Here is a 22,912-nt window from a genome sequence, read left to right as displayed (position 1 = left end):
TTATTAAAAATTAATTATAATTTGACGAATGTATTTTTGTTTATAATATTTTAATCATATTTAATACTTGTTATTTATTTTGAATAATAATTAAATGTGAGTGTTCGGACAAATCACTAGGTGAGATTATATAAAAAAATATGATGAAAATAATTTATTTTTTAGGAATATTATATATATAAGTTTTATAAAACAACTCATACCAGAACCAATTATATTAGTTATTTGAATACATTAAACAATATTTATCAAATTTAAGATTAGTAGTGGTATTTCCATTCACTTGATGTAAGAATGTGTTTAGGTTTTCCAGTGATATAATTGTAGTACGCATTATATAGTAATACATTTTTAACATATTCTCTAGTTTCTCTAAATGGAATAGCTTCAATAAATGCTATAACATGTAATTTTCCAGCACTTTTTTTTCTCCACTTTTTGGTTTTCGATATTCCCGCATTGTATGCAGCAGAAGTTAAAACTCTATTTTTTCCAAGATGTTTAAAAACATATTCTAAATAACCAGTACCAATCCAAATATTTATTTCAGGATCAAATAATTTTTTTAAACCTAAAAATTTTTTAATATTATAGACGTTTATTGTTTGTTTTACAGCAGTTGGTTCAAGTTGCATTAGTCCCATAGCATGCATTAATGAATGCGCTTGAGGATCCCATGCACTCTCTTGTCTTGCAACAGCCATAGCATAATTTTTTGTAATTGTTTTATTATTAGTATATTTTTTATATATACTATTCCATGCTAATGGAAATCTTTCTTTAATATTATCCCAAATTTTAGCGTTAGTAATTGTTTTTACACTTAGATACCACCATTGTTGTTCGTTAGCATAACGAGCTAACATTTTTTTTTGTCTAATAGATTTATTAGCAATTAGATTAGTCCATTCAATATTTGCTAGATTGTAATACTTCCAATAAATCAATTCTCTTATTCTTCTGATTTCTTTAAGTTTTGAAATGCTGTAATCTGGTGCGGGCGAAATATTATGTTTAAATTTATAATTCAATCCTAATTTCTGTGCTGCTACTAAAGAATAAAAACCACGTTTTTTCATTAAGTTACGTAAGATAATATCACCAATTTTTTTATTTCCTTTAAGATAATAAATACTTGACAACCAATATTGCCATTCTTCTTTTTGTTTCGCATTATGTGGTAAATGAATAAGCAACTGTTTTAACTTATTCATTTCATTATACATTAAAGATAAACGTATACGACGCTCAATTAATGATATAGATTTACTATGTATGATTACTTCGTCACGCCATTTCTTTTGTTCGTAGCTGATATTTTCACGAATCATATTACTTGCAACTATATCTTTTAGTTCTTGAATATCTGATGCACTAATATTATTATAATGATTTAAAATTGTTGTAATGGATCTTCTTGCTAATTCAATATCTTTATGTGATAAATGAAACAAAGAATATTTTATTGCTTGCAGAGTAAAAGGACTTAGTTTTGCTTTTTTAATAAAATCTAAGATAGATATAGGTTTTTCTTGAAATTTTATAATCCAATTCCCAGTGTTTTTATAATCTTCAGGTAGTATGTTAGTTAAATATCTTACTAATTTTTCATCATGTGCTTTCATTGCTACACAAATTAATTCTATTGTATTAAGATAAGATATTTTAATATATTTATCTGAAACGAAAAATAATTTATTACAATCTTTTGGTACATGAATACGATTAAGTAAAATTTTTACTAGAATATTGAAATTTATTGGCTCGTTTTTAACAATTGCTTTGGCATAATGCCAATTACATAGAGCTTTTATTTGGCTTGGTGGTTTTGGACTAAAATCAATTAAAGTTTTCCATTTTTTTTGTTGAGCTAGAGAATTTATAAATTGATTACTTATTGAATTTACTACTGGTATATCGTGATATTTCTTAATAAATTTAATTACTGATATTTTTGTTGACAACGAATTAACATCATTATTAATTTTTTGCATTAATATATCAGATTGAATATAAGGATACAGTGGATAATCTTTTAGTTTAGGCAATAATTTATCTATAATATGTATATTATTTTTTGTACAAGCTGCTTTTATGTTTTGATAGTTTCGACGCTGCTCAGTAATAGAATCAGCTTGTGAAATTGTAGTAATACTAATAGAAAAAACTAGAATCAAGTATTTATATAAATTTTTCACTTACTGTTCTTTCCTTAACCTTATATAATTAGTGTTTGTAGTTAATTCCAAAAAAATAAATTGGTATTACTTAAAAAGTATGCTAAAAAATAATTTATCTAAAAATATAGAATTGATATTATTATTACAAAATAAAATTTAATTTTGTATTAACTAAACTGATTATTAACTTAATTATAATTATATTACTTACATATTAAATTTATAGTTAATTTATTAGAAATATTCCACTTATTAATACATAAACATTACAAAAACTAATATTTTTTAAAAAATTAAACTGACAATAAAAGAAAAAATGTTTGAAAAATAACGAATAAAAAATTTTTGCCAAATATTGAATCAAGATATAATTTATTATTTTTAATTAACTATCGGTTAGTATAGTACTACTTAAAATACAAAATATTCCCATTAAATCCGCATGAACAATTTTAAATATTACTTGCTTATTTACATGATAATTTGATCTATAGGCTATTCCTAAACCAGCAGATCTAATCATTAGTAAATCATTAGCCCCGTCTCCTACTGCTATTGTTTGTTCTAAAGAAATATTCAATTTTTGAGCAATTTTTTTCAAACTATATAGTTTATATTTTGCATCTACTATTCTACCAATTAGTTTACCCGTAAGTTTACCTTGATAAATTTCTAAATCATTTGCAACAACATCTACCAGATTTAATTTTTTTCCTAAATAAGATGCATAGTACTTAAATCCGCTAGAAACAATGGCTATTTTCCAATTAAGTACTTGTAATTTTTCAACAAGTTGAATTAAACCAGGCATTAAGGGTAATTTATCAAGCACCTGTTTTAGGATACTTTCATGCACTCCTTTTAACATTGATACTCTTTGACTTAAACTATTAGTAAAATCAATTTCTCCTTTCATAGCACTGATAGTGATATTTTTCACTATATCACCTCGATTTGCTAATCTAGCAATCTCGTCTATACACTCAATTTGAATTGCTGTTGAATCCATGTCCATCAATAATAATCCTGGTTTTTGTAGAGATGGCATCTTAATTAATGGAGCTATATCCCATCCTAATTTATATAATAAATTAATATCATTTTTTGTTATCAACCCTTTTACACAAACTATTTTATATTTATCTATTTTCCAAAAATTAATGATAGTCAATTTAATATTAAGTGTTTTCTGATAATATATTAAACTTTTTTTATTTAATTCTGTTGCATATAATATCCAATATGTTTTATTTAAATAACAACATGTTTTTTCTAATTTTTTAGTATTAGAAAAAATATGAAAATTAGGCCAATGTGAAATATCATTAGGTAAATCTGACAATTTAATATAATCTGACATAAAATCCTTTATTGTTTTATTGTTCTTTTATCTATAATCAATCATAGAAACTACGTATTTGTTTCCAAAATAAACGTTTTTCCTTGTTATTATTTATAAAATTAGATAAAGAACTACAGTGTAAAAATTTAAATTTGCATAAATTTAAATTTTTTATACTACTGACTTCGCCTACGAACCAAAAAATGCAAGAATTCAATTTCTTAATTAGCATTTTTAATTGTTCTGGTTTAGCAATTAATACTTGATAGTGTTGTATACACAAGGTATGTAATATATCATTCATAAATGATATATTTATATCAATTATATCGTTAGTTATTATTACTAATTTTATATAGGATGTTATATCAAAATTTGATAAACCTTTTAATACATTTATCCTATGTAATTTATATTGAATAATCCCCATCTTTTGTAATATCAAACATCTTTTATAATTGATATAATAATTTTTAATATTTATCAAAACAAAACCCTATTAATTTTACATCCATTTCTTATCAAACAATTTTAATATTTATAAATAAATTTATATAAATATCGTTCGATAAAAAACAAATTTAATATTTATTGATTCATAATCAAATTAATAAATTATAATAAACAAAAATAATTTTATTTTTTATTTAAATTTCAATTGTTTTAATTTATTATATCATATATATGCGAGGATGGCGAAATTGGTAGACGCTTCAGTTTCAGATACTGATGTCTTTTCTCTAGACGTGAGGGTTCAAATCCCTCTCTTCGCATGATTTGAAGATTATAGAGATTATGTTTTTTAATATTTTATTTAAAATTAAAAATATTTTATACGATAGGTGTTTTTGTTTACTGTTGAGCTCAAAATTTTATCTAAACTGAATATTACTTAAATATATTGAAACTTAAATTATTTGCCGAAGGCCGGAATCGAACCGGCATGTATAAAATACGGTTGATTTTGAATCAACTGCGTCTACCTGTTTCGCCACTTCGGCCACAGAATTTATTTTTTATTATAGCAACTAATTTACATCAAAATAAAATGTTATTTTTTAAATTATATAATCTTTATGAATTATTTTTTACTTAATGTATAATATCTCTAAACATTTTAATTTTATATTATATGTTATGTAAGATAGAAAAATACAAATTTAAAAAATAATAACTAAATTATAATTATTTGTTTTTTATCATTTTAGATATATAATTTAGTAATTATTAAAAATAAAAAATTATCTAAATAAATAATGATAACTATCTATCATTTATCCTTATTATAACTATTCAATGAAAAAAGAAATATGTTTTAAAAACTTGCAATTTATAACAGTAAGTTAAATGATATCTATAGTCATAGAAATAATATTGCTGAGATCAATGGTTTATTATAAAATAAACCATTTTATTATAAAATAATATGTTTTGTATAATTTTAAAGTGAATTTTTAGATGATTTTTGTTTTATAAATATGTATTATGTTAAATAATTAGTAGGTAAGTATGTAATTTATTATAATCTTCTTACTTTTCTAAATTAATTATTTTTATGATTTTTTCCAAAAAGTTATCTTAATTTCATTTTTTAATGATAGTTTCTATTATTCTAATTATTATATTAACCTTAATTTCCAAGACAAATAACAAAATAAAATACAATAATCTTCTATTAAAAATTTTAATTATTGTGAATTGGTAAGTATGTAAGAAAATAAAATAACTATCTTGTATGCACTAAATTATAATTGATAATTATAGTAATTTTTTCATTATGTTTTCAAGATATTTTTTGAAGTTAGGAGTTAACATGGATTTTAGTGTAAAAAGTGGAAGCCCAGAGAAACAGCGTAGTGCTTGCATCGTAGTAGGTGTTTTTGAAACTCGTCGTTTATCAATTATTGCTGAACAATTAGATAAAATAAGTGATGGGTATATAAGTTCTTTACTACGTCGAGGAGAACTAGAAGGTAAAGTAGGACAAGTTTTATTGCTGCATCATGTACCTAATATCCTATCAGAACGTGTTTTACTTATAGGTTGTGGTAAAGAACGTGAACTTAACGAACGTCAATATAAACATATAATACAAAAAATTATAAATACATTAAACAACACTGGATCAATGGAATCAGTATGTTTTATAACAGAACTACATGTTAAAGGACGAAATACTTATTGGAAAGTACGACAAGCAACTGAAGCTTCTATAGAAGCTTTATATAATTTTAATCAATTAAAAACAAACAAAACAGAAATAAGAAGACCATTGCGTAAATTAGTGTTTAATGTATCTACTAGACGTGAATTAAGTATAGGAGAAAAAGCTATTCAACATGGTATTGCAATAGCTAATGGGATAAAAATTGCAAAAGATCTTGGTAATATGCCGCCAAATATATGTAATTCTGAGTATCTATCACTGCAATCACGTAAACTTGCTGAAACATTTGATAATATTAGCATAAATACAATTGAAGAAAATCAAATGAAAAAATTCGGAATGAACGCATATTTAGCAGTAAGTAAAGGTTCTCAAAATAAACCATTAATATCAATTATTAAACATAAAACAAATTATTTAAAATCTAAACCTATTGTATTAATTGGTAAGGGTGTAACATTTGATTCTGGTGGTATTTCTATAAAACCATCTAGTAATTTAGACGAAATGAAATATGATATGTGTGGTGCTGCAGCAATATATGGAATCATGCATGTAGTATCAACATTGAACTTACCAATTAATGTTATCGGTATTATGGCCAATTGCGAAAATATGCCAGATGGAAATTCTATTAGGCCAGGAGATATAGTCACAACAATGTCAGGGCAAACAGTGGAAGTATTAAATACAGATGCTGAAGGTCGTTTAATATTATGTGATATACTTACTTATGTTGAAAAATTTGAACCAGAAGTGGTTATAGATATAGCTACTCTGACAGGAGCTTGTGTAGTTGCTTTGGGCCATCATATAAGTGGTTTAATATCAAATAACAACTCATTAGCTCATGATCTTATTCATGCATCTGAGCAATCAGGAGATCGTGCATGGCGATTGCCTATGACTGATGAATATCATGATCAATTAGAATCCAATTTTGCAGATATTGCAAATGTTGGTGGACGATCCGCTGGAGTTATAACTGCTGCTTGTTTTCTTTCTCGTTTTACCAAAAAATATAACTGGGCGCATTTAGATATAGCGGGTACTGCTTGGAAATCAGGAACTATAAAAGGTTCTACTGGAAGACCAGTAGCTATGATATCTCAGTATTTATTAAACCGCGCAGGATTAAATGAACATGATTGATATTTACTAATTTTATTTGATATTTTTTTATGAAAACAGTAACGTTTTATATTGTTAAATATTGTTCATTGAGCAATTATGTTAATAGCATTGATAGTTTGTTATGTCATTTATCCCGAAGATATTGGTATCAAGGAAAACGTATATTAATTTATTGTAAAAGTAAATTACAAGCTATCCATATTGATAACCTTTTATGGGAACAACCTGTAAATACTTTCATTCCACATAATATTGTTGGGGAAGTAATCGATGGCGAATCACCAATAGAAATAAGTTGGATAAAAAACGAAATCAGTCTAACTTCTTATAATGTATTGGTTAATTTACTTTTTGATTTTCCATCATGTTTTTTTCATTTTAAAGAAATAGTAGATTTTGTACCTTATGAAGAAAATTATCTTAAAGAATCAGGTCGTATACGTTATAAAAAATATCGTAAATTTGGTTTTAAAATCAATATAATCATATTATAGTTATAAAGAAATATACAGAAAATGGAAAAAAAATACGATCCAAAAAGCTTTGAACAAAGCATTTATAAACATTGGGAAAAAAGTGGTTATTTCAGACCAACTGGAAATTTTAATCAAGATAGTTTTTGCATAATGTTGCCTCCTCCAAATGTTACTGGTAGTTTACATATGGGACATGCTTTTCAACAAACTATAATGGATATTATGGTCCGTTATCACAGAATGAAAGGTAAAAATACATTGTGGCAAACTGGTACAGATCATGCTGGAATTGCTACTCAGATAATTGTTGAAAATAAGATTAGATTTGAAGAAGGTAAAGTACGTCTAGACTATAAAAGAGATGAATTTATACAAAAAATTTGGGACTGGAAAAAAAAATTAGGTAATACAATTAATTCTCAAATGAGAAGATTAGGAAATTCTATTGATTGGGAAAATGAAAGATTTACTATGGATAAAGAGTTTTCTAAAGCTGTAAAAAAAGTATTTATTAATCTTTATAACGAAAAATTAATTTACAGAGGAAAACGTCTAGTTAATTGGGATACTAAATTATGTACTGCTATTTCCGATTTAGAAATAGAAAATAGAGATGTTAAAGGTAAACTTTGGTATATTAGATATCCCCTTTCTGATAGCATTAAAACTAATGATGGTAAAAATTATTTAACAATTGCAACTACACGTCCTGAAACATTTTTAGGTGATACTGCTGTTGCAGTTAATCCACATGATATTCGTTATAATAAGCTCATCGGTAAATCAGTAATATTACCTGTAATAAACAGAACAATTCCTATTATTGGTGATGAATTTGTAGATATGACAAAAGGTAGTGGATGTGTAAAAATTACTCCAGCTCACGATTTTGTTGATCATGAAGTAAGTCGTCGTCATAAATTACCTATGATCAATATTTTTACATTGAATGGTTGTATTTCTGATTATTTCCAATATTTTGATACAAATGGCAAGAAAATTAATGTAAGTTTTAATAATACAATTCCCCTACAGTTTAGAAAACTAGATCGTTTTATTGCAAGAAAAGTCATTGTAGAAATTATTGATTCACTAGGTTTATTAGAAAAAATTGAACCCCATAATTTAACTGTTCCTTACGGTGATAGAAGTGGGGTCATAATTGAGCCAATGTTAACTGATCAATGGTATATACGAACTAAAAATTTAGCAAAGATGGCTATTGAAACTGTAAGACAGGGAGATATAAAATTTGTCCCCAAACAATATGAAAATATGTATTTTTCCTGGATGGAGAATATCCAAGATTGGTGTATTTCACGTCAGTTATGGTGGGGACACCGTATACCTGCTTGGCATTCAAAAGACGGAAACATCTATGTTGGTTTAAATGAACAAGAAGTAAGACAACAAAATAATTTAAATAATAATGTTATATTAGAACAAGAAAATGATGTATTAGATACCTGGTTTTCATCTAGCCTTTGGACTTTTGCTGCTTTAGGGTGGCCCCAAAAAAATAATCAAAGGCTTAATACTTTTCATCCAACTAATATAATAGTGAGTGGTTTTGATATTATTTTTTTTTGGATTGCTCGCATGATCATGTTAACTATGCATTTTATTAAAGATAAAAATAGCAAACCACAAGTTCCTTTTAAGGTTGTTTATGTTACTGGCTTAATTCGAGATGAAAGAGGTCAAAAAATGTCAAAATCTAAAGGTAATGTTCTTGATCCTATAGATATAATAGATGGAATATCTTTAGATGACTTACTAAAAAAACGCACTAGTAATATGCTATTACCACAATTAGCTAATAAAATTTACGAAAGCACTAGAAAACAATTTCCAAATGGTATTAAACCATATGGTACTGATGCTTTAAGATTTACTTTAACTGCTTTGGCTTCTACAGGTCGTGATATTAATTGGGATATGAAACGATTAGAAGGGTATCGCAATTTTTGTAATAAGTTATGGAATGCTAGCCGTTTTGTTTTGATTAACACAATAAATTATGATTCTAAAAATAATAAGGAAATAAAGTTATCAATTGCAGATAGATGGATTATAAATCAATTAAATGATCTAGTTAAAAATTATAGAGAAGCGCTAGATTCTTATCGTTTTGATATTGCAGCTAATAAATTATATGATTTTACTTGGAATGAATTTTGTGACTGGTATGTAGAAATAACTAAAATAATATTGAGTAATAAAAATCAAAATGAAATATATAGTGCACAAAATACTTTATTATTTATATTGGAATCACTTCTTAGATTAGCCCATCCTATAATTCCTTTCATCACTGAAAATATTTGGCAAAGAATAAAAAAAATCCAAAATATAGAAAGTGATACAATAATGTATCAAAATTTTCCTGAATATAATCAACAAAAAGAGGATAAAAAATCAAAAAAATACTTTGATTGGATAAAACAATTTGTAATCGCAATACGTAGTATTCGTAAAGAGTTAAATGTACAATTTAACAAACCAATAGAAATATTTTTATATAATTGCTCTGAATCAGTTGTAATGATCGTGCAATCTAACTATCATATTTTAATAAAATTAGCAAACTTAAAAAAATTGAATATTTTGTATACTTTATCTAAGACAAATCAAGATATGATATCTTTGAATAAAACCATCAAAGAAGCTGAAATAATAATACCAATGCTAAATTTAATAAATAAAGATACTGAATTAAATCGGTTAAATAAAAAAATAATTAAATTGAATATTGAAATAAATTCAATAAAATGTAAACTTGCTAATAATCCCGCATCTAATGCTATTCCAAAATATATTCTTATCAAAGAAAATACTAGAATAGAAAAATTAGAACAAGAAAAAGAAATACTAATTAATCAAAAAATTAAAATCCAAAATTTATAAAAATTTTATTTTTAATAAATCATGTGTATTTTTGATTAATTTCATTAAAACAGTAATATATTTTTAAATTAAATAATTAATACATAAATGTTTAATAGTAAAATATATTATTTCATTAATATCAAAAAATCAGAATCATTTTATTATCAAGTTGTCGTTAGTAGTAGCGTGGAGATTTATATGAGTCAACTATATTTGCGCCATTTTTTAAGATTATTAGATTTTTCTTCTGACGAAGTAAAATATTTAATTAATATTTCATCACAATTAAAACAAGCAAAAAAAGACTCCACTGAAACAAAATACCTAAAAGGAAAAAATATTGTATTAATATTCGAAAAAGAATCTACTCGTACTAGGTGTGCTTTCGAAGTAGCTGCTTATGATCAAGGTGCTAATATTACATATTTGACCAAAAATGATACTCAAATTGGTTATAAAGAATCGATAAAAGACACAGCTCGTGTACTAGGTCGTATTTATGATGGAATTCAATATCGTGGGTTCAGTCATAAAATAATAGAAAAAATTGCTAAATATTCTGGCATTCCAGTATGGAATGGTTTAACAAATGAGTTTCATCCAACCCAATTAATTGCAGATTTGTTAACGATACAAGAACATCTACCAAATAGACAGTTAAATGAAATAAAATTAGTTTATGTAGGAGATGCAAGAAATAATGTAGTAAATAGTATATTAGAAGCTGCTGCTTTACTTGGTTTTCATTTAAGAATATTAACACACAAAAAACTTTGGCCAAATAGTCAATTCATTGAAAATTGTATGCATATTTCCAAAAAAAATGGAGGAAAGATAATTTTTACAGATGATATTATTTATGGAGTAAATGGTGCTGATTTTATTTATACTGATGTTTGGGTATCTATGGGAGAACCAGAAGCAACTTGGGACGAACGTATTGAACTATTACGAAATTATAGAGTAAATGTTAAAATGCTCGAGTTAACTAATAATCCTAAAGTAAAATTTTTACATTGTTTACCGTCATTACATAATAAAGAAACTGATCTAGCTGTTGAATTATTAAAAAAACATAATTATTTTAAAAATGGATTTGAAGTAAGTAATGAAGTATTTGAATCAAATCATAGCATTGTTTTTGATCAAGCCGAAAATAGAATGCATACTATTAAAGCTATAATGGTAGCAACTCTTGTTAAATTGTAATATGAGATTCATGTTTTATAATGATCCTAATTATTATAATAAATTAATTAAAAATACATTAAGTGGTAATCCTTGATTAAAATCGCTAATTATTTGGTTATATTAGCCTGTAATTAAATATTTATTAGTAATATCATAAGGAAAAAAAGAAATATATGTCTAATCCATTATATCACAAACATATTATTTCAATAAGTGATTTTAACTCCAATGAGTTAATGCTTACTCTACGTGCGGCAAAAATACTTAAGTTAAATCCACAACCAGAACTATTAAAAAATCATGTTATAGCTAGTTGTTTTTTTGAAGCATCAACACGTACTCGCTTATCATTTGAAACAGCTATACATAGATTAGGAGCTTCAGTAGTTGGTTTTACTGATGTTAATACTACTTCTCTTGGTAAAAAGGGAGAAACTTTAATTGATACTGTTTCAGTAATTAGTAAATATGTAGATGCTATTATCATTAGACATCCAAAAGATGGAGCTACTCGTTTAGCAGCTGAGCATTCAGAAGGTATTCCAATTTTAAATGCTGGTGATGGCACTAACCAACATCCAACACAAACTTTACTAGATTTATATACTATTTATGAAACACAAAATCGTGTAACATCTCTGAATGTAGCTATCACAGGCGATTTAAAAAATGGTAGAACAGTTCATTCGCTCACTCAAGCTCTAGCTAAATTTAATGATAATAGATTCTTTTTTATATGTCCTCGGGATTTATCTATGCCTAGTTATATAATTAATATGCTTGATAGAAAAAATGTTCCATGGTCTTATTACGATAATTTCAAAGAAATTATTCATAATATAGACATTATATATGTAACTAGAATACAAAAAGAACGTATCAAACCTTCAGAATACTCTAAGATAAAATCAAGTTTAATTTTAACAACTAGCGATTTAGAAAATGCTAGAGATACTATGAAAATTTTGCATCCACTGCCACGTGCTAATGAAATTAGTACTGATATAGATAAAACACCTTATGCTGAATATTTTCATCAAGCTAAAAATGGAATCTACACTCGTCAAGCTTTGTTAGCATTAGTTTTAAATAATAAATTTATGGTATAATTATAAATTATAGAATGAAAATTATGGACCAAATTAATAAATTACAAGTAGAAGCAATCGAACAAGGTACTATTATAGATCATATTCCGATAAAAATAGGAGTTAAATTACTATCATTATTTAATTTAAACATTATTAATCAAAGAATTACTATATGTTTAAATTTACCGTCTAGTTTAATTGGTTGTAAAGATTTAATTAAAATGGAAAACACTTTTCTTGATCAGGAACAGATAAATCAATTAGCTATATATGCACCGAATTCTACAATAAAACAAATTAAAAAATATAAAGTAGTATCAAAAATAACTCCTTCACTACCAGATTTTATTAAAGATGTCATAATATGTCCTAACAATAACTGTATTAGCCGTAGTGAATTAATATTTTCTAGCTTTATTATTGAAAAAAATAAAAATAATCAGCAGTTAAAATGTATATATTGTGAAAGAGAATTTACAAACCATATAATGTTAATAAAATAATTAAATAAACACATTTTATTAGGAATTAAAATGTTTTACGAAATAAACACAAAACAAGCTCCATGTCCCATTGGTCCTTATGTTCAAGGTGTAGATTTAGGAAATATAATTATTACTTCCGGACAAATACCTATAAATCCAATTAATGGTACAATTGATAACGAAATATGTAAACAAACACGTCAAACATTAGAAAATATAAAGGCAATTATTAAAGCAGCACAATTAGATGTAAAAAATATTGTTAAGACTACAATTTTTTTGATAAATCTCAATGATATTGAATTAATAAATTCAACTTATGAACTGTTTTTTATAGAAAATCAATCAAATTTTCCAGCTCGTTCTTGTATTGAAGTTTCAAAATTACCGAAAAATGTAAAAATTGAGATAGAAGCTATTGCTATTCGTCAATAATGAATATAAAAATTTTTTCTTTTATAATGACCTTAGAAAGGAAAATTATAATATATTAATTCATTTTTTATCAAAACGTATTCCTATGCCATATGATTTTTGTTCCAAATTTAGTCTTATTATCAGTCATTTTTATTTCTTCTAACGTGATTAACCAAATAGGAGCAGAAATAAAACGTGACATCGGAAAACGTTTATGATAAGTAACCAATGCTTTCTTTTTATTTGTTTCCTCTTCTAATATTGAAATATATCCTTTATACTGTATTCCTTGTATTAATAATACATTTTTTTCACCATTGTTAATAGTTCCAGCAATATTAGAATTTTGCATTAAATATGATCCATGTCTAGTATTTGGTGAAGTCATCAAATATAATGACATACTTTTATCATCCTTAAATACATAAAAACAATTAGCACACCATAACTGATCATTATTAATACAACACAATGATAGTATGTGTTGTTTCTTTAAGAAATCTGAAATACAAGAAAATTTATGCACTGTCTATCCAAAAAATTGATTTGCTCAAAAATAAATCAGATATATAAAATAAAGTTTTAAAATTATAATATTAATGAGTTGTTCATATAGGTAAAAAGGAACTAAAATATTTATGAAGTTCCTTTTTCAATTATAATTTAAGTTATTTTAATATATTTGTTAAATTATAATTTAGATAGTTATAATAACTACATTGAAATCATTTAAGATTTAATACCACGACGTTCAGCATTAAAATTATTGCGATTATGATGTCTATTATATTGACGATTTACCTGTCCTTTATTTAGCTGCGAATCACCTATTAATTGCATATTAATAGGTTTATTTAAAATACGAGTCCTATTAAAGCACTGCATTACATTACATTTGATATTTTTTGATAACTCTATTATTGAGTGATTATTAAATAATTTAATATTCCCTATACAACTACTACTAATAGAACCTTCATTTGCAATAGCACCTACAATATGACGTACTTCCACTCCATCATCACGTCCTACTTCAATACGATATAATCTCATCTCATTCATTTTAATACTATTCATTTGAGTATTTTGATAATTATTTTTTTCTAATTTATTTCGTGCATGGCGATTTTCAGTACGACTATATAATTTATTGCGAGTAAAATTATTATTACATGGGTTGATATCTTTAGGTAACACCAATGGACGTTCTCCTTGAGCTATCTTTAATAACACTGCTGCTAAAGTTTCCATATCTAAATTTTCTTCGGGATGCATTTTAGAAAGCAATCTTCTATACTGATCGAGATCATTATTTTTGAGTTGTTTTTTTACTTTTTCGGTAAACTTAGCTAAACGACGTTTACCTAATAATTCAGAATTGGGTAATTTAACTTCGGTGATTGTTGTATTAATACTTTTTTCAATATTACGTAATAAACGACGTTCACGGTTTTCAACAAATAAAAGTGCTCTACCTGAACGACCAGCACGTCCAGTTCTGCCGATACGATGAACATAAGATTCTACATCTAGTGGAATATCATAGTTTATTACTAAACTAACACGTTCTACATCTAAACCTCGTGCAGCAACATCAGTTGCTATTAATACATCAATTCTACAATTCTTAAGACGTTCTAAAGTTTGTTCTCTTACTGATTGGTTAATATCACTATTTAATGCAGCACTATTATAACCATGTTTTTCTAGAGCACTAGCTAATTCTAAAGTGGTATTTTTAGTACGTACAAAGATAATTGCAGCATCAAAATCTTCGGCTTCTAAAAATCTAACTAATGCATCAATCTTACGACCGTATGCTGTCCAGTAACTTTGACTAATATCAGGTTGAGTTTTTATACTTGATTTAATACGTACTTCTTTAGGATCTTTCATAAAACGCTTTGTTATACGACGAATTTCATCTGGCATTGTTGCAGAAAACAAGGCAGTTTGACGATTTGCAGGAATGCATGATACAATATTTTCTACATCTTCAATAAAACCCATTCGTAACATTTCATCGGCTTCATCTATCACTAAGCCTGTTAAATTGGATAAATTTAAGGTCCCACGTTTTAAATGATCTAGAAGACGCCCGGGAGTACCTACTACAACTTGTGGTCCCTGACGCAATGCACGTAATTGTATATCATAACGCTGACCGCCATAAAGAGCGATTATATTTAATCCACGCAAGTATTGAGAAAATTTAGTAATAGCTTCAGTAACTTGAATTGCCAGTTCTCTAGTTATTGATAATACTAAAATTTGTGGTATTTTTTGATCAACATTAATATTATTCAACAAAGGTAAAGCAAAAGCTGCTGTTTTACCACTTCCGGTTTGTGCCATACCCAAAACATCATTACCAGATAATAAGTAAGGAATACAACCAATCTGAATCGGAGAAGGTTTTATATAGCCCATCTTTTTTAATGATTTAAGTATTTCAGATTTTAAGCCAAAATCATTAAAAGTTATTTTATTGTCAGTCATGCAATGTATGTTCCTCTTAATTTAGAAACTAATTTAGTTTATAACTTTAGGTTATTTTGAATGGAAAAGTATTGACAAAAAAAAGTATACCGTCATAAGAGATAATGCTTCTTTAATGTAATAAATTGTGCTTTATTAAATATTGTTAATAGATAAAATGATAAAAAATCTGATAATATTTTCTCCTTTATTTTCATAAAAAATAATTCATAACAATTTCGCTATAAAAAATAACATTTTTATCATCAAATAATATAGTATAATATTTGAAAAAATATTATCCACACTGATTATTATATATTACTTTTTTAATATAATTTTCTTAGGTTTTAAATTTTGTTCTACAACATCTTTTATACTTAATCTAATACGTCCTTGGCGATCAATATCTATTACTTTAACTAATATTTCTTGTCCTATATGTAAATAATCGGATACTTTGTCAACACGTTTATCCACGATTTGAGATATATGAACTAAACCTTCTTTTGTGGTATTAATAGAAACAAAAGCACCGAAATCAACAATACGAGTAACTTTACCGGTATAAATATTACCTATTTCTATTTCTGAAGTTATTTCTTTAATTCTCTGAATTGCTGCTGCAGCTTTTAAATTATCAGTGGCTGCTATTTTTATAGTACCATCGTCTTTAAGTTCAATATTAGTTCCTGTTTCTTCTGTAAGACTACGAATCACTGAACCACCTTTGCCTATGATATCCTTAATTTTTAATGGACTTACATAAATAGTATATATACGCGGAGCGAATTCAGAAATTTCATTTCTTGGAATACTAATTGCTTGTTCCATAACACTAAGAATATGTAATCTAGCACCTTTTGCTTGATTTAAAGCAATCTGCATAATTTCACGAGTAATCCCTTCTATCTTAATATCCATTTGAAGAGCAGTGATACCTTCTTTACTACCTGCTACTTTAAAATCCATATCTCCTAGATGATCTTCATCGCCTAAAATATCTGATAAAACAACAAATTTTTCGTTTTCCTTCACTAACCCCATTGCAATACCTGCAACAGCAGATTTAATCGGTACTCCAGCATCCATAAGTGCTAAAGATGCTCCACACACAGATGCCATAGAAGAGGAACCATTAGATTCCGTAATTTCAGCTACAATACGAATGGTATAAGGGAAATCTTCTTCTTTCGGCATAACCGCTATTATGCCACGTTTTGCTAATCTGCCATGACCTATTTCTCGACGTTTAGGAGAACCTACAATTCCTATTTCTCCTACAGAATACGGAGGGAAATTATAGTGAAATAGAAAATTATCTGTTCTTTCTCCCATTAATTCATCTAAATTTTGAGCGTCTCTAGTAGTACCTAAAGTAGTAGTAACTAATGCCTGTGTTTCTCCGCGAGTAAATAAAGCAGAACCATGCGTCCGAGGCAATACACCTGTTCTAATATCTAGACTACGAATCATATCTTTCTCTCTACCATCAATACGTAGTTCACCATTCATTATATTATTTCTAACAATATTTTTTTCTATATAATGTAATACCTTATTAATTTGCGTTTCTGATAAAGATTCATCTTCAATTTGCATAGTAGCAATAACATCATTTTTTATTAATTTAATCTGTTCATATCGTTCTTGTTTTTCAGTGATACAATAAGCATTACTCAATTTATCTTTAGATAATTGCTCAATACGTAATTTTGATATATCATTAATTATTTCTGGTTTCCAATCCCAACTAGTTCTACCTGCTTCATTGACTAATTCTTGTATATTATCTATGACAATTTGTTGTTGATCATGACCAAAAATTACAGCACTTAACATTTGTTCTTCTGTTAGAATTTTAGCTTCTGATTCCACCATTAATACAGCGTTTTTGCTACTAGATACAATTAAGTCTAACCGAGATTCTTTAAGTTCATTGATAGTTGGGTTTAGCACATATTGATTATTAATATATCCTACTCGTGCAGCACCAATAGGTCCATTAAATGGAAGTCCTGATAGAGATAAAGCCGTAGATGCGCCTATCATTGCTACTATATCTGGATGAATTTGAGGATTGACAGAAAGTACAGTAGCTATTATTTGAATTTCATCATTAAAACTTTCAGGGAATAAAGGTCTAATAGGGCGATCAATTAAACGTGCAATTAAAACTTCACTTTCACTTGGGCGGCCTTCACGACGGAAAAAACCACCAGGAATACGACCAGCTGCATAACTTCTTTCCTGGTAGGTAATATTTAAAGAAAAAAAATCTTGTTCGCACTTGATTTTTTTCTGACCCACAACAGTCACAAATACTGCAGTATCATCCATACTTACCATTACGGCTGAAGTAGCTTGTCGTGCTATCATACCAGTTTCTAAAGTAATAGTATGTTGACCGTATTGGAATTTTCTTAATATCGGATTCAACAAAATCACAGTCCTCAGTTTTGAGGGCAACGCTATTTTCAGCCTGCCGTTTATTTTTAATCTATAATTTCATATTTAAAATTATTAATACAAAATTTTCATTTTATGAAATAAAGACCATGTTAAGTAACAATAATCCATGTTATGAATTATTGCTAATTGATTTAGTAATATAAAATATTATTTTATTAAGTATATAGAATTATTTTATACTTATTTATATTATTTTTAGTTAAAAAATTAAATTATTTAACGACGTATATTAAGACTTTCAATTAAATTATTATATCTTATTGCATCTTGACGTTTTAAATAATCTAATAGTTTGCGACGCTTAGATACTATGCGTAATAGTCCAATTCGACTATGGTGATCTTTATTATGTTTAGAAAAATGTAGTTGCAGATCACTGATACGAGCACTTAATAAAGCAACTTGTACTTCAGTAGTACCTTTATCATTAGGATTATTCCTGTATTTAGAAATTATTGTTTCTTTTAGTTCTATTCCTAGAGACATAATGTAATACTCCATTGAATGAATATAAAATTATTATTTACTTTATATCTACTTAAGATATTTCATTAATTAACTTAATTATTAAAATAAAAATATTCACAAAACTAATGAAAATTATCATAAACTATTTAACAAACGATGTAGTATGAGACATTTATCATTATTGATTTTTGCAATACCTATAAATTTATGTAATTCACCTTCTGTTACACGTATGAAACCTTTTGGTGGTAAGTTATTAATAAATGTTAATTGTCCTTTTTTGAACTTTTCTGCTATAAAAGAAGGTAAATTTACCATAGGCAAATGAGATAATTGGCTATCTATTGGCAATAATAATTGATTAATAAATTCTTTTAAAGAAATACCAGTTTTAATAAAAATAGAAAATAATTTGTTTAATAGATCTAAAGTGATCATCTTATCTAAAGAACAATTTGCAACTTGTAATCTATGTAGTTTAATAACATGAGCACTGCAACCTAGTTTTTCACCTATATCGTCAATAAGAGTACGAATGTAAGTGCCTTTAGAACAATTTATTTCCAATTCAAGTTCATCTTTATTGTATCTAATTAGTTTTAGCTCATTTATGAAAATAGGCCGAGCTTTACGCTCGATTATTATACCCTTACGAGCATATTTATACAAAGGACGTCCCTGATATTTTATTGCTGAAAATATAGATGGAATTTGTAATATATTACCTCTAAAAGTATCTAATACCTCATGTAGATATTTTTCATTGAACATAATAGGTTTTTCTTTAATTACCATACCATACGAATCTGCAGTATCAGTTTTTTTACCTAATTTAGCTATGACTAAATAACGTTTATTCGCATCTGTCAAGTATTGAGAAAATTTAGTAGCTTCTCCAAAACAAATAGGCAACATACCAGTTGCTAAAGGATCTAGAGTACCAGTATATCCAGCTTTATTAGCAAAGAGTATACGTTTTACTTCCTGTAATGCGTAATTAGAAGAAATACCCTTGGGTTTGTCTAATAGTAATATACCAGCAAAATGCATTAATTTTCCTTTTTGTCATATAATTGATTAATAATATTACAAATATATTCTCCTTTTTTAAGAGAACTATCATAAGAAAAACTTATTATAGGAATAATTCGCAATTTCATATTTTGCTTCAGTAAAACACGAATATATTTGCTAGATGCTTTTAATGCTTTCATTCCATTCTTTATAGTATACAAATCATGCTTTGCTTTAAAAAAAGTAACAAATACTTTTGCATAAGATAAATCTCGGGAAACTTCTACACTAGACACAGTAGTAATCATTTTTAAACGAGGATCATCTATTTTTCTTTGTAATATTATTGTTATTTTTTTTTTGATTTCTTGTGCTATACGTAAGGAACGATCAAATTCTTTTACCATTAGTAGCTTATCCTGCTAATTTGATAGGTTTACAGAAACAAAAACCTATCGAATCATATTAATTGATACGTTTTATTTCTATATTTTTAAATACCTCAATTATATCATCAACATTAATGTTATTATAATTTTTAATTGCTATTCCGCATTCCATACCGTTACGTACTTCACTTACGTCATCTTTAAAACGTCTTAAAGAACCAACTTCACCTTCATAAACTACTATATTATTACGTAAAATACGAATAGGATCATTACGTTTTATAATACCTTCTATAACCATACAACCTGCAACAGAACCAAATTTTATAGATTTAAATACATCGCGAACTTTAGCTAAACCAGTAATCTGTTTTCTGTATTCTGGTTTTAACATACCATGCACTATTGCTTTTATATCATCTAATAAATTATATATTACAGAATAATAACGTAAATTTAAACCTTCAGTATCAACTATATAGCGAGCTGATGCATCAGCTCTTACATTAAAACCTATTATAATAGCATTGGAAGCAGATGCTAATGTTACGTCTGTTTCTGTTATACCTCCTACAGAACAATATATAATATTTACTTTTATTTCTTTAGTTGATAATTTATTTAAAGAATCACAAATTGCTTCTACAGAACCTTGCATATCTGCTTTTAAAAGTATATTTAGTTCTGACTTTTCTTTTTTATCTCGACTAAACAATATATTGTCTAATTTAGATTGTTGTTGACGAGCTAATTTGATTTCTCTTAATTTTCCTTGTCGATGCAGAGCAACTTCTCGCGCTTTTTTTTCATCTTGAACAACTGTTATATCATCACCTGCAGATGGAACTCCAGATAAACCTAAAATTTCAACTGGAATAGAAGGATTTGCTTTTATTACTTTTTGTCCTCTTTCATTACGCATAGCTCTAATACGACCATATTCAAAACCACATAATACGATATCATTTTGGTTGAGTTGTCCTTCTTTAACCAATACAGTAGCAACAGGTCCTCTGCCTTTATCTAGAAATGATTCTATTACTATTCCTTTTGCCATGCCTGAACGTATAGCTGTTAGTTCCATTATTTCTGCTTGCAATAAAATTGCACTTAGTAAATCATCTATGCCAGTACCGTTTTTTGCAGAAACATTAATAAACATATTTTCACCACCCCATTCTTCTGGAACAATACCATATTGAGTTAGTTCTTTTTTAATACGTTCCTGATCATGACCTTGCTTATCAATTTTATTGACTGCAATTATAATTGGTACTTTAGCTGCTTGCGCATGCTGTATTGCTTCAATGGTTTGCGGCATCACACCATCGTCTATAGCAACAACTAAAACTACAATATCAGTTATCTTTGTACCACGTGCGCGCATTGCAGTAAATGCTGCATGTCCAGGTGTATCAAGAAATGTTATCATTCCATTGCTAGTTTCAACATGATAGGCACCAATATGTTGAGTAATACCACCTGCTTCACCAGGAGCTACTTTAGTAGAACGGATATAATCTAATAATGAAGTTTTACCATGATCAACATGACCCATAATAGTAACAATCGGTGCTCTATTTTCCTTAATAGCATTATTAATGTTACGATCTTTTATTAAAGATTCTTCCAGCTCATTATCTTTACGCAAGATTACTTTATGTCCCATTTCTTCTGCAACTAATTGAGCTGTTTCCTGATCAAGAACTTGATTAATTGTTGCCATTGCACCCATTTTTATGATTGCTTTGATTACCAAAGAACCTTTTATAGCCATTTTATTTGCTAATTCTGCAACAGTAATAGTTTCGCCAATAACTATATTACGACTTACTGCCTGTATTGGTTTATTAAATGATTGTTGTATTGTATTTTGTTGTTTATGACGATTTCTATTGTTTTTACCTAATTTATTAAAATTTCTTATTTCTTCATTTTCGTTTTTTAGTTCTGTACGTTTATAGCCTTTTTTCTGGGATCGTAACATTTTATTATTACGTATATATTTATGACTGGGTTCAATTTTCCTATATTTATCTTCTTCAACATTACGAGCATCATAACCTGATGTACGAGAGTTGTAATGATTCTTTTCTTTTTTTCCCCATTCATCTGCTCTTTTTTCAGATAAAATTCGAGCTTTTTCTACTGCAAGACGTGCTTGTTTTTCAATTCTACTACGAGCTGTTTCTTCAGCTTTACGTTTTAATTTAGGCAATTCAGATTCAAGGAGATTTTTTTTGCTTTGCTGATTTATTGTCATTTCTTCGGTAATTTTATTGTTTATATTTTTATTAACTTTTAAATGATTAATTTGTGCTTTAGGTAAATTTGTTATTTTTGATTTTATTTCATTTTCAGTAGATAACTTATTTTTTATTTCTAAATCTTTTTCTATATTAAATTTTCCAACTTCTAAGATATCTTTAGTATAAGTATGTTTTTTGCGAACTTCAATTTTTACCGACTTAGCTTTTCCTCCAATACTTGGTATATTTAATGTACTGCGAATTTTACGTTGTAAAATTAATTTATCAGAATAATTTTTATTTCCATGTTTATGATTTAAATAAGATAATAAAATTTCTTTCTCATGCTGAGTTACTACATCATTTTCAGATTTGGATATTCCTGCATTAGCAAATTGTTGAATTAACCGATTTACTGAAATCTGAATTTCTGAGGCCAGCGATTGTACGGTTACATCTATCATTATATT

General features: G+C 27.0%; 17 protein-coding genes and 2 tRNA genes. 8 read left to right on the top strand and 11 right to left on the bottom strand.

From position 1 onward, the window contains the following. Nucleotides 1-260: 260 nt before the first annotated feature. The 3 genes from sltY to FD726_RS01750 form a co-directional block, all read right to left on the bottom strand. Nucleotides 261-2,198, bottom strand: a complete 1,938-nt coding sequence (gene sltY / locus FD726_RS01760) for a murein transglycosylase (RefSeq protein ID WP_159989876.1) — start codon at nucleotides 2,196-2,198, stop codon at nucleotides 261-263. A gap of 367 nt (nucleotides 2,199-2,565) precedes the next feature. After that, a complete protein-coding gene (gene serB / locus FD726_RS01755) occupies nucleotides 2,566-3,540 on the bottom strand; it encodes a phosphoserine phosphatase SerB (protein ID WP_159989875.1) in 975 nt (324 codons plus the stop codon). A gap of 37 nt (nucleotides 3,541-3,577) precedes the next feature. Next, nucleotides 3,578-3,967 carry a DNA polymerase III subunit psi gene (locus FD726_RS01750; RefSeq protein ID WP_255454561.1) on the bottom strand — a complete coding sequence of 130 codons (390 nt, stop codon included), beginning with the start codon at nucleotides 3,965-3,967 and terminating at the stop codon, nucleotides 3,578-3,580. 241 nt (nucleotides 3,968-4,208) lie between these two features. On the opposite strand from FD726_RS01750, the gene FD726_RS01745 reads away from it, so the two are divergent. Further along, nucleotides 4,209-4,295: transfer RNA gene (locus FD726_RS01745), tRNA-Leu, on the top strand. Between the two features lie 145 nt (nucleotides 4,296-4,440). On the opposite strand, the gene FD726_RS01740 is transcribed toward FD726_RS01745, so the two are convergent. Beyond that, nucleotides 4,441-4,523, bottom strand: a tRNA-Leu gene (locus FD726_RS01740). Nucleotides 4,524-5,335: 812 nt separating this feature from the next. Here FD726_RS01740 and pepA point away from each other — a divergent pair. The 7 genes from pepA (at nucleotide 5,336) to FD726_RS01705 (ending at nucleotide 13,390) form a co-directional block, all read left to right on the top strand. Then, nucleotides 5,336-6,841, top strand: a complete 1,506-nt coding sequence (gene pepA, locus FD726_RS01735) for a leucyl aminopeptidase (protein WP_159989873.1) — start codon at nucleotides 5,336-5,338, stop codon at nucleotides 6,839-6,841. A 29-nt stretch (nucleotides 6,842-6,870) separates the two neighbouring features. Continuing rightward, nucleotides 6,871-7,317 (top strand): DNA polymerase III subunit chi, encoded by a 447-nt coding sequence (locus FD726_RS01730; protein ID WP_159989872.1) that lies wholly within the window; start codon nucleotides 6,871-6,873, stop codon nucleotides 7,315-7,317. 21 nt (nucleotides 7,318-7,338) lie between these two features. After that, complete coding sequence (locus FD726_RS01725) at nucleotides 7,339-10,206, top strand: valine--tRNA ligase (protein ID WP_159989871.1); 2,868 nt, start codon at nucleotides 7,339-7,341, stop codon at nucleotides 10,204-10,206. Between the two features lie 180 nt (nucleotides 10,207-10,386). Then, complete coding sequence (gene argF, locus FD726_RS01720; RefSeq protein ID WP_159989870.1) at nucleotides 10,387-11,397, top strand: ornithine carbamoyltransferase; 1,011 nt, start codon at nucleotides 10,387-10,389, stop codon at nucleotides 11,395-11,397. 155 nt (nucleotides 11,398-11,552) lie between these two features. Continuing rightward, nucleotides 11,553-12,488 (top strand): aspartate carbamoyltransferase, encoded by a 936-nt coding sequence (gene pyrB / locus FD726_RS01715; RefSeq protein WP_159989869.1) that lies wholly within the window; start codon nucleotides 11,553-11,555, stop codon nucleotides 12,486-12,488. Between the two features lie 23 nt (nucleotides 12,489-12,511). Beyond that, nucleotides 12,512-12,973, top strand: coding sequence for an aspartate carbamoyltransferase regulatory subunit (pyrI, locus tag FD726_RS01710; RefSeq protein ID WP_159989868.1), 462 nt, complete (start codon nucleotides 12,512-12,514; stop codon nucleotides 12,971-12,973). 30 nt (nucleotides 12,974-13,003) lie between these two features. Next, complete coding sequence (locus tag FD726_RS01705) at nucleotides 13,004-13,390, top strand: Rid family detoxifying hydrolase (RefSeq protein ID WP_159989867.1); 387 nt, start codon at nucleotides 13,004-13,006, stop codon at nucleotides 13,388-13,390. 70 nt (nucleotides 13,391-13,460) lie between these two features. Here FD726_RS01705 and FD726_RS01700 read toward each other — a convergent pair whose 3' ends face one another. The 7 genes from FD726_RS01700 to infB form a co-directional block, all read right to left on the bottom strand. After that, the gene (locus FD726_RS01700) at nucleotides 13,461-13,898 is read right to left on the bottom strand and encodes a YhbP family protein (protein ID WP_159989866.1); all 438 of its coding nucleotides are present in this window, start codon (nucleotides 13,896-13,898) and stop codon (nucleotides 13,461-13,463) included. 203 nt (nucleotides 13,899-14,101) lie between these two features. Beyond that, nucleotides 14,102-15,871: a DEAD/DEAH box helicase gene (locus FD726_RS01695; protein ID WP_159989865.1), complete on the bottom strand. Its 1,770-nt coding sequence runs from the start codon at nucleotides 15,869-15,871 to the stop codon at nucleotides 14,102-14,104. A gap of 300 nt (nucleotides 15,872-16,171) precedes the next feature. Then, nucleotides 16,172-18,292, bottom strand: coding sequence for a polyribonucleotide nucleotidyltransferase (pnp, locus tag FD726_RS01690; RefSeq protein WP_159989864.1), 2,121 nt, complete (start codon nucleotides 18,290-18,292; stop codon nucleotides 16,172-16,174). A gap of 246 nt (nucleotides 18,293-18,538) precedes the next feature. Then, nucleotides 18,539-18,808, bottom strand: coding sequence for a 30S ribosomal protein S15 (rpsO, locus tag FD726_RS01685; RefSeq protein ID WP_159989863.1), 270 nt, complete (start codon nucleotides 18,806-18,808; stop codon nucleotides 18,539-18,541). Between the two features lie 117 nt (nucleotides 18,809-18,925). Continuing rightward, nucleotides 18,926-19,840: a tRNA pseudouridine(55) synthase TruB gene (truB, locus tag FD726_RS01680; protein ID WP_159989862.1), complete on the bottom strand. Its 915-nt coding sequence runs from the start codon at nucleotides 19,838-19,840 to the stop codon at nucleotides 18,926-18,928. Next, complete coding sequence (rbfA, locus tag FD726_RS01675) at nucleotides 19,840-20,211, bottom strand: 30S ribosome-binding factor RbfA (protein ID WP_159989861.1); 372 nt, start codon at nucleotides 20,209-20,211, stop codon at nucleotides 19,840-19,842. The genes truB and rbfA overlap by 1 nt, the downstream gene beginning before the upstream one ends. 58 nt (nucleotides 20,212-20,269) lie before the next feature. Beyond that, nucleotides 20,270-22,906: a translation initiation factor IF-2 gene (gene infB / locus FD726_RS01670; protein ID WP_159989860.1), complete on the bottom strand. Its 2,637-nt coding sequence runs from the start codon at nucleotides 22,904-22,906 to the stop codon at nucleotides 20,270-20,272. Between the last annotated feature and the right edge of the window lie 6 nt (nucleotides 22,907-22,912).

The organism is Pantoea sp. SoEX, from assembly GCF_009829945.1.
In the GTDB taxonomy this organism is placed as follows: Bacteria; Pseudomonadota; Gammaproteobacteria; order Enterobacterales; family Enterobacteriaceae; genus Pantoea_C.
Note: the sequence above shows the minus strand (reverse complement) of the source record. Positions and strands in the feature narration are given on the sequence as shown.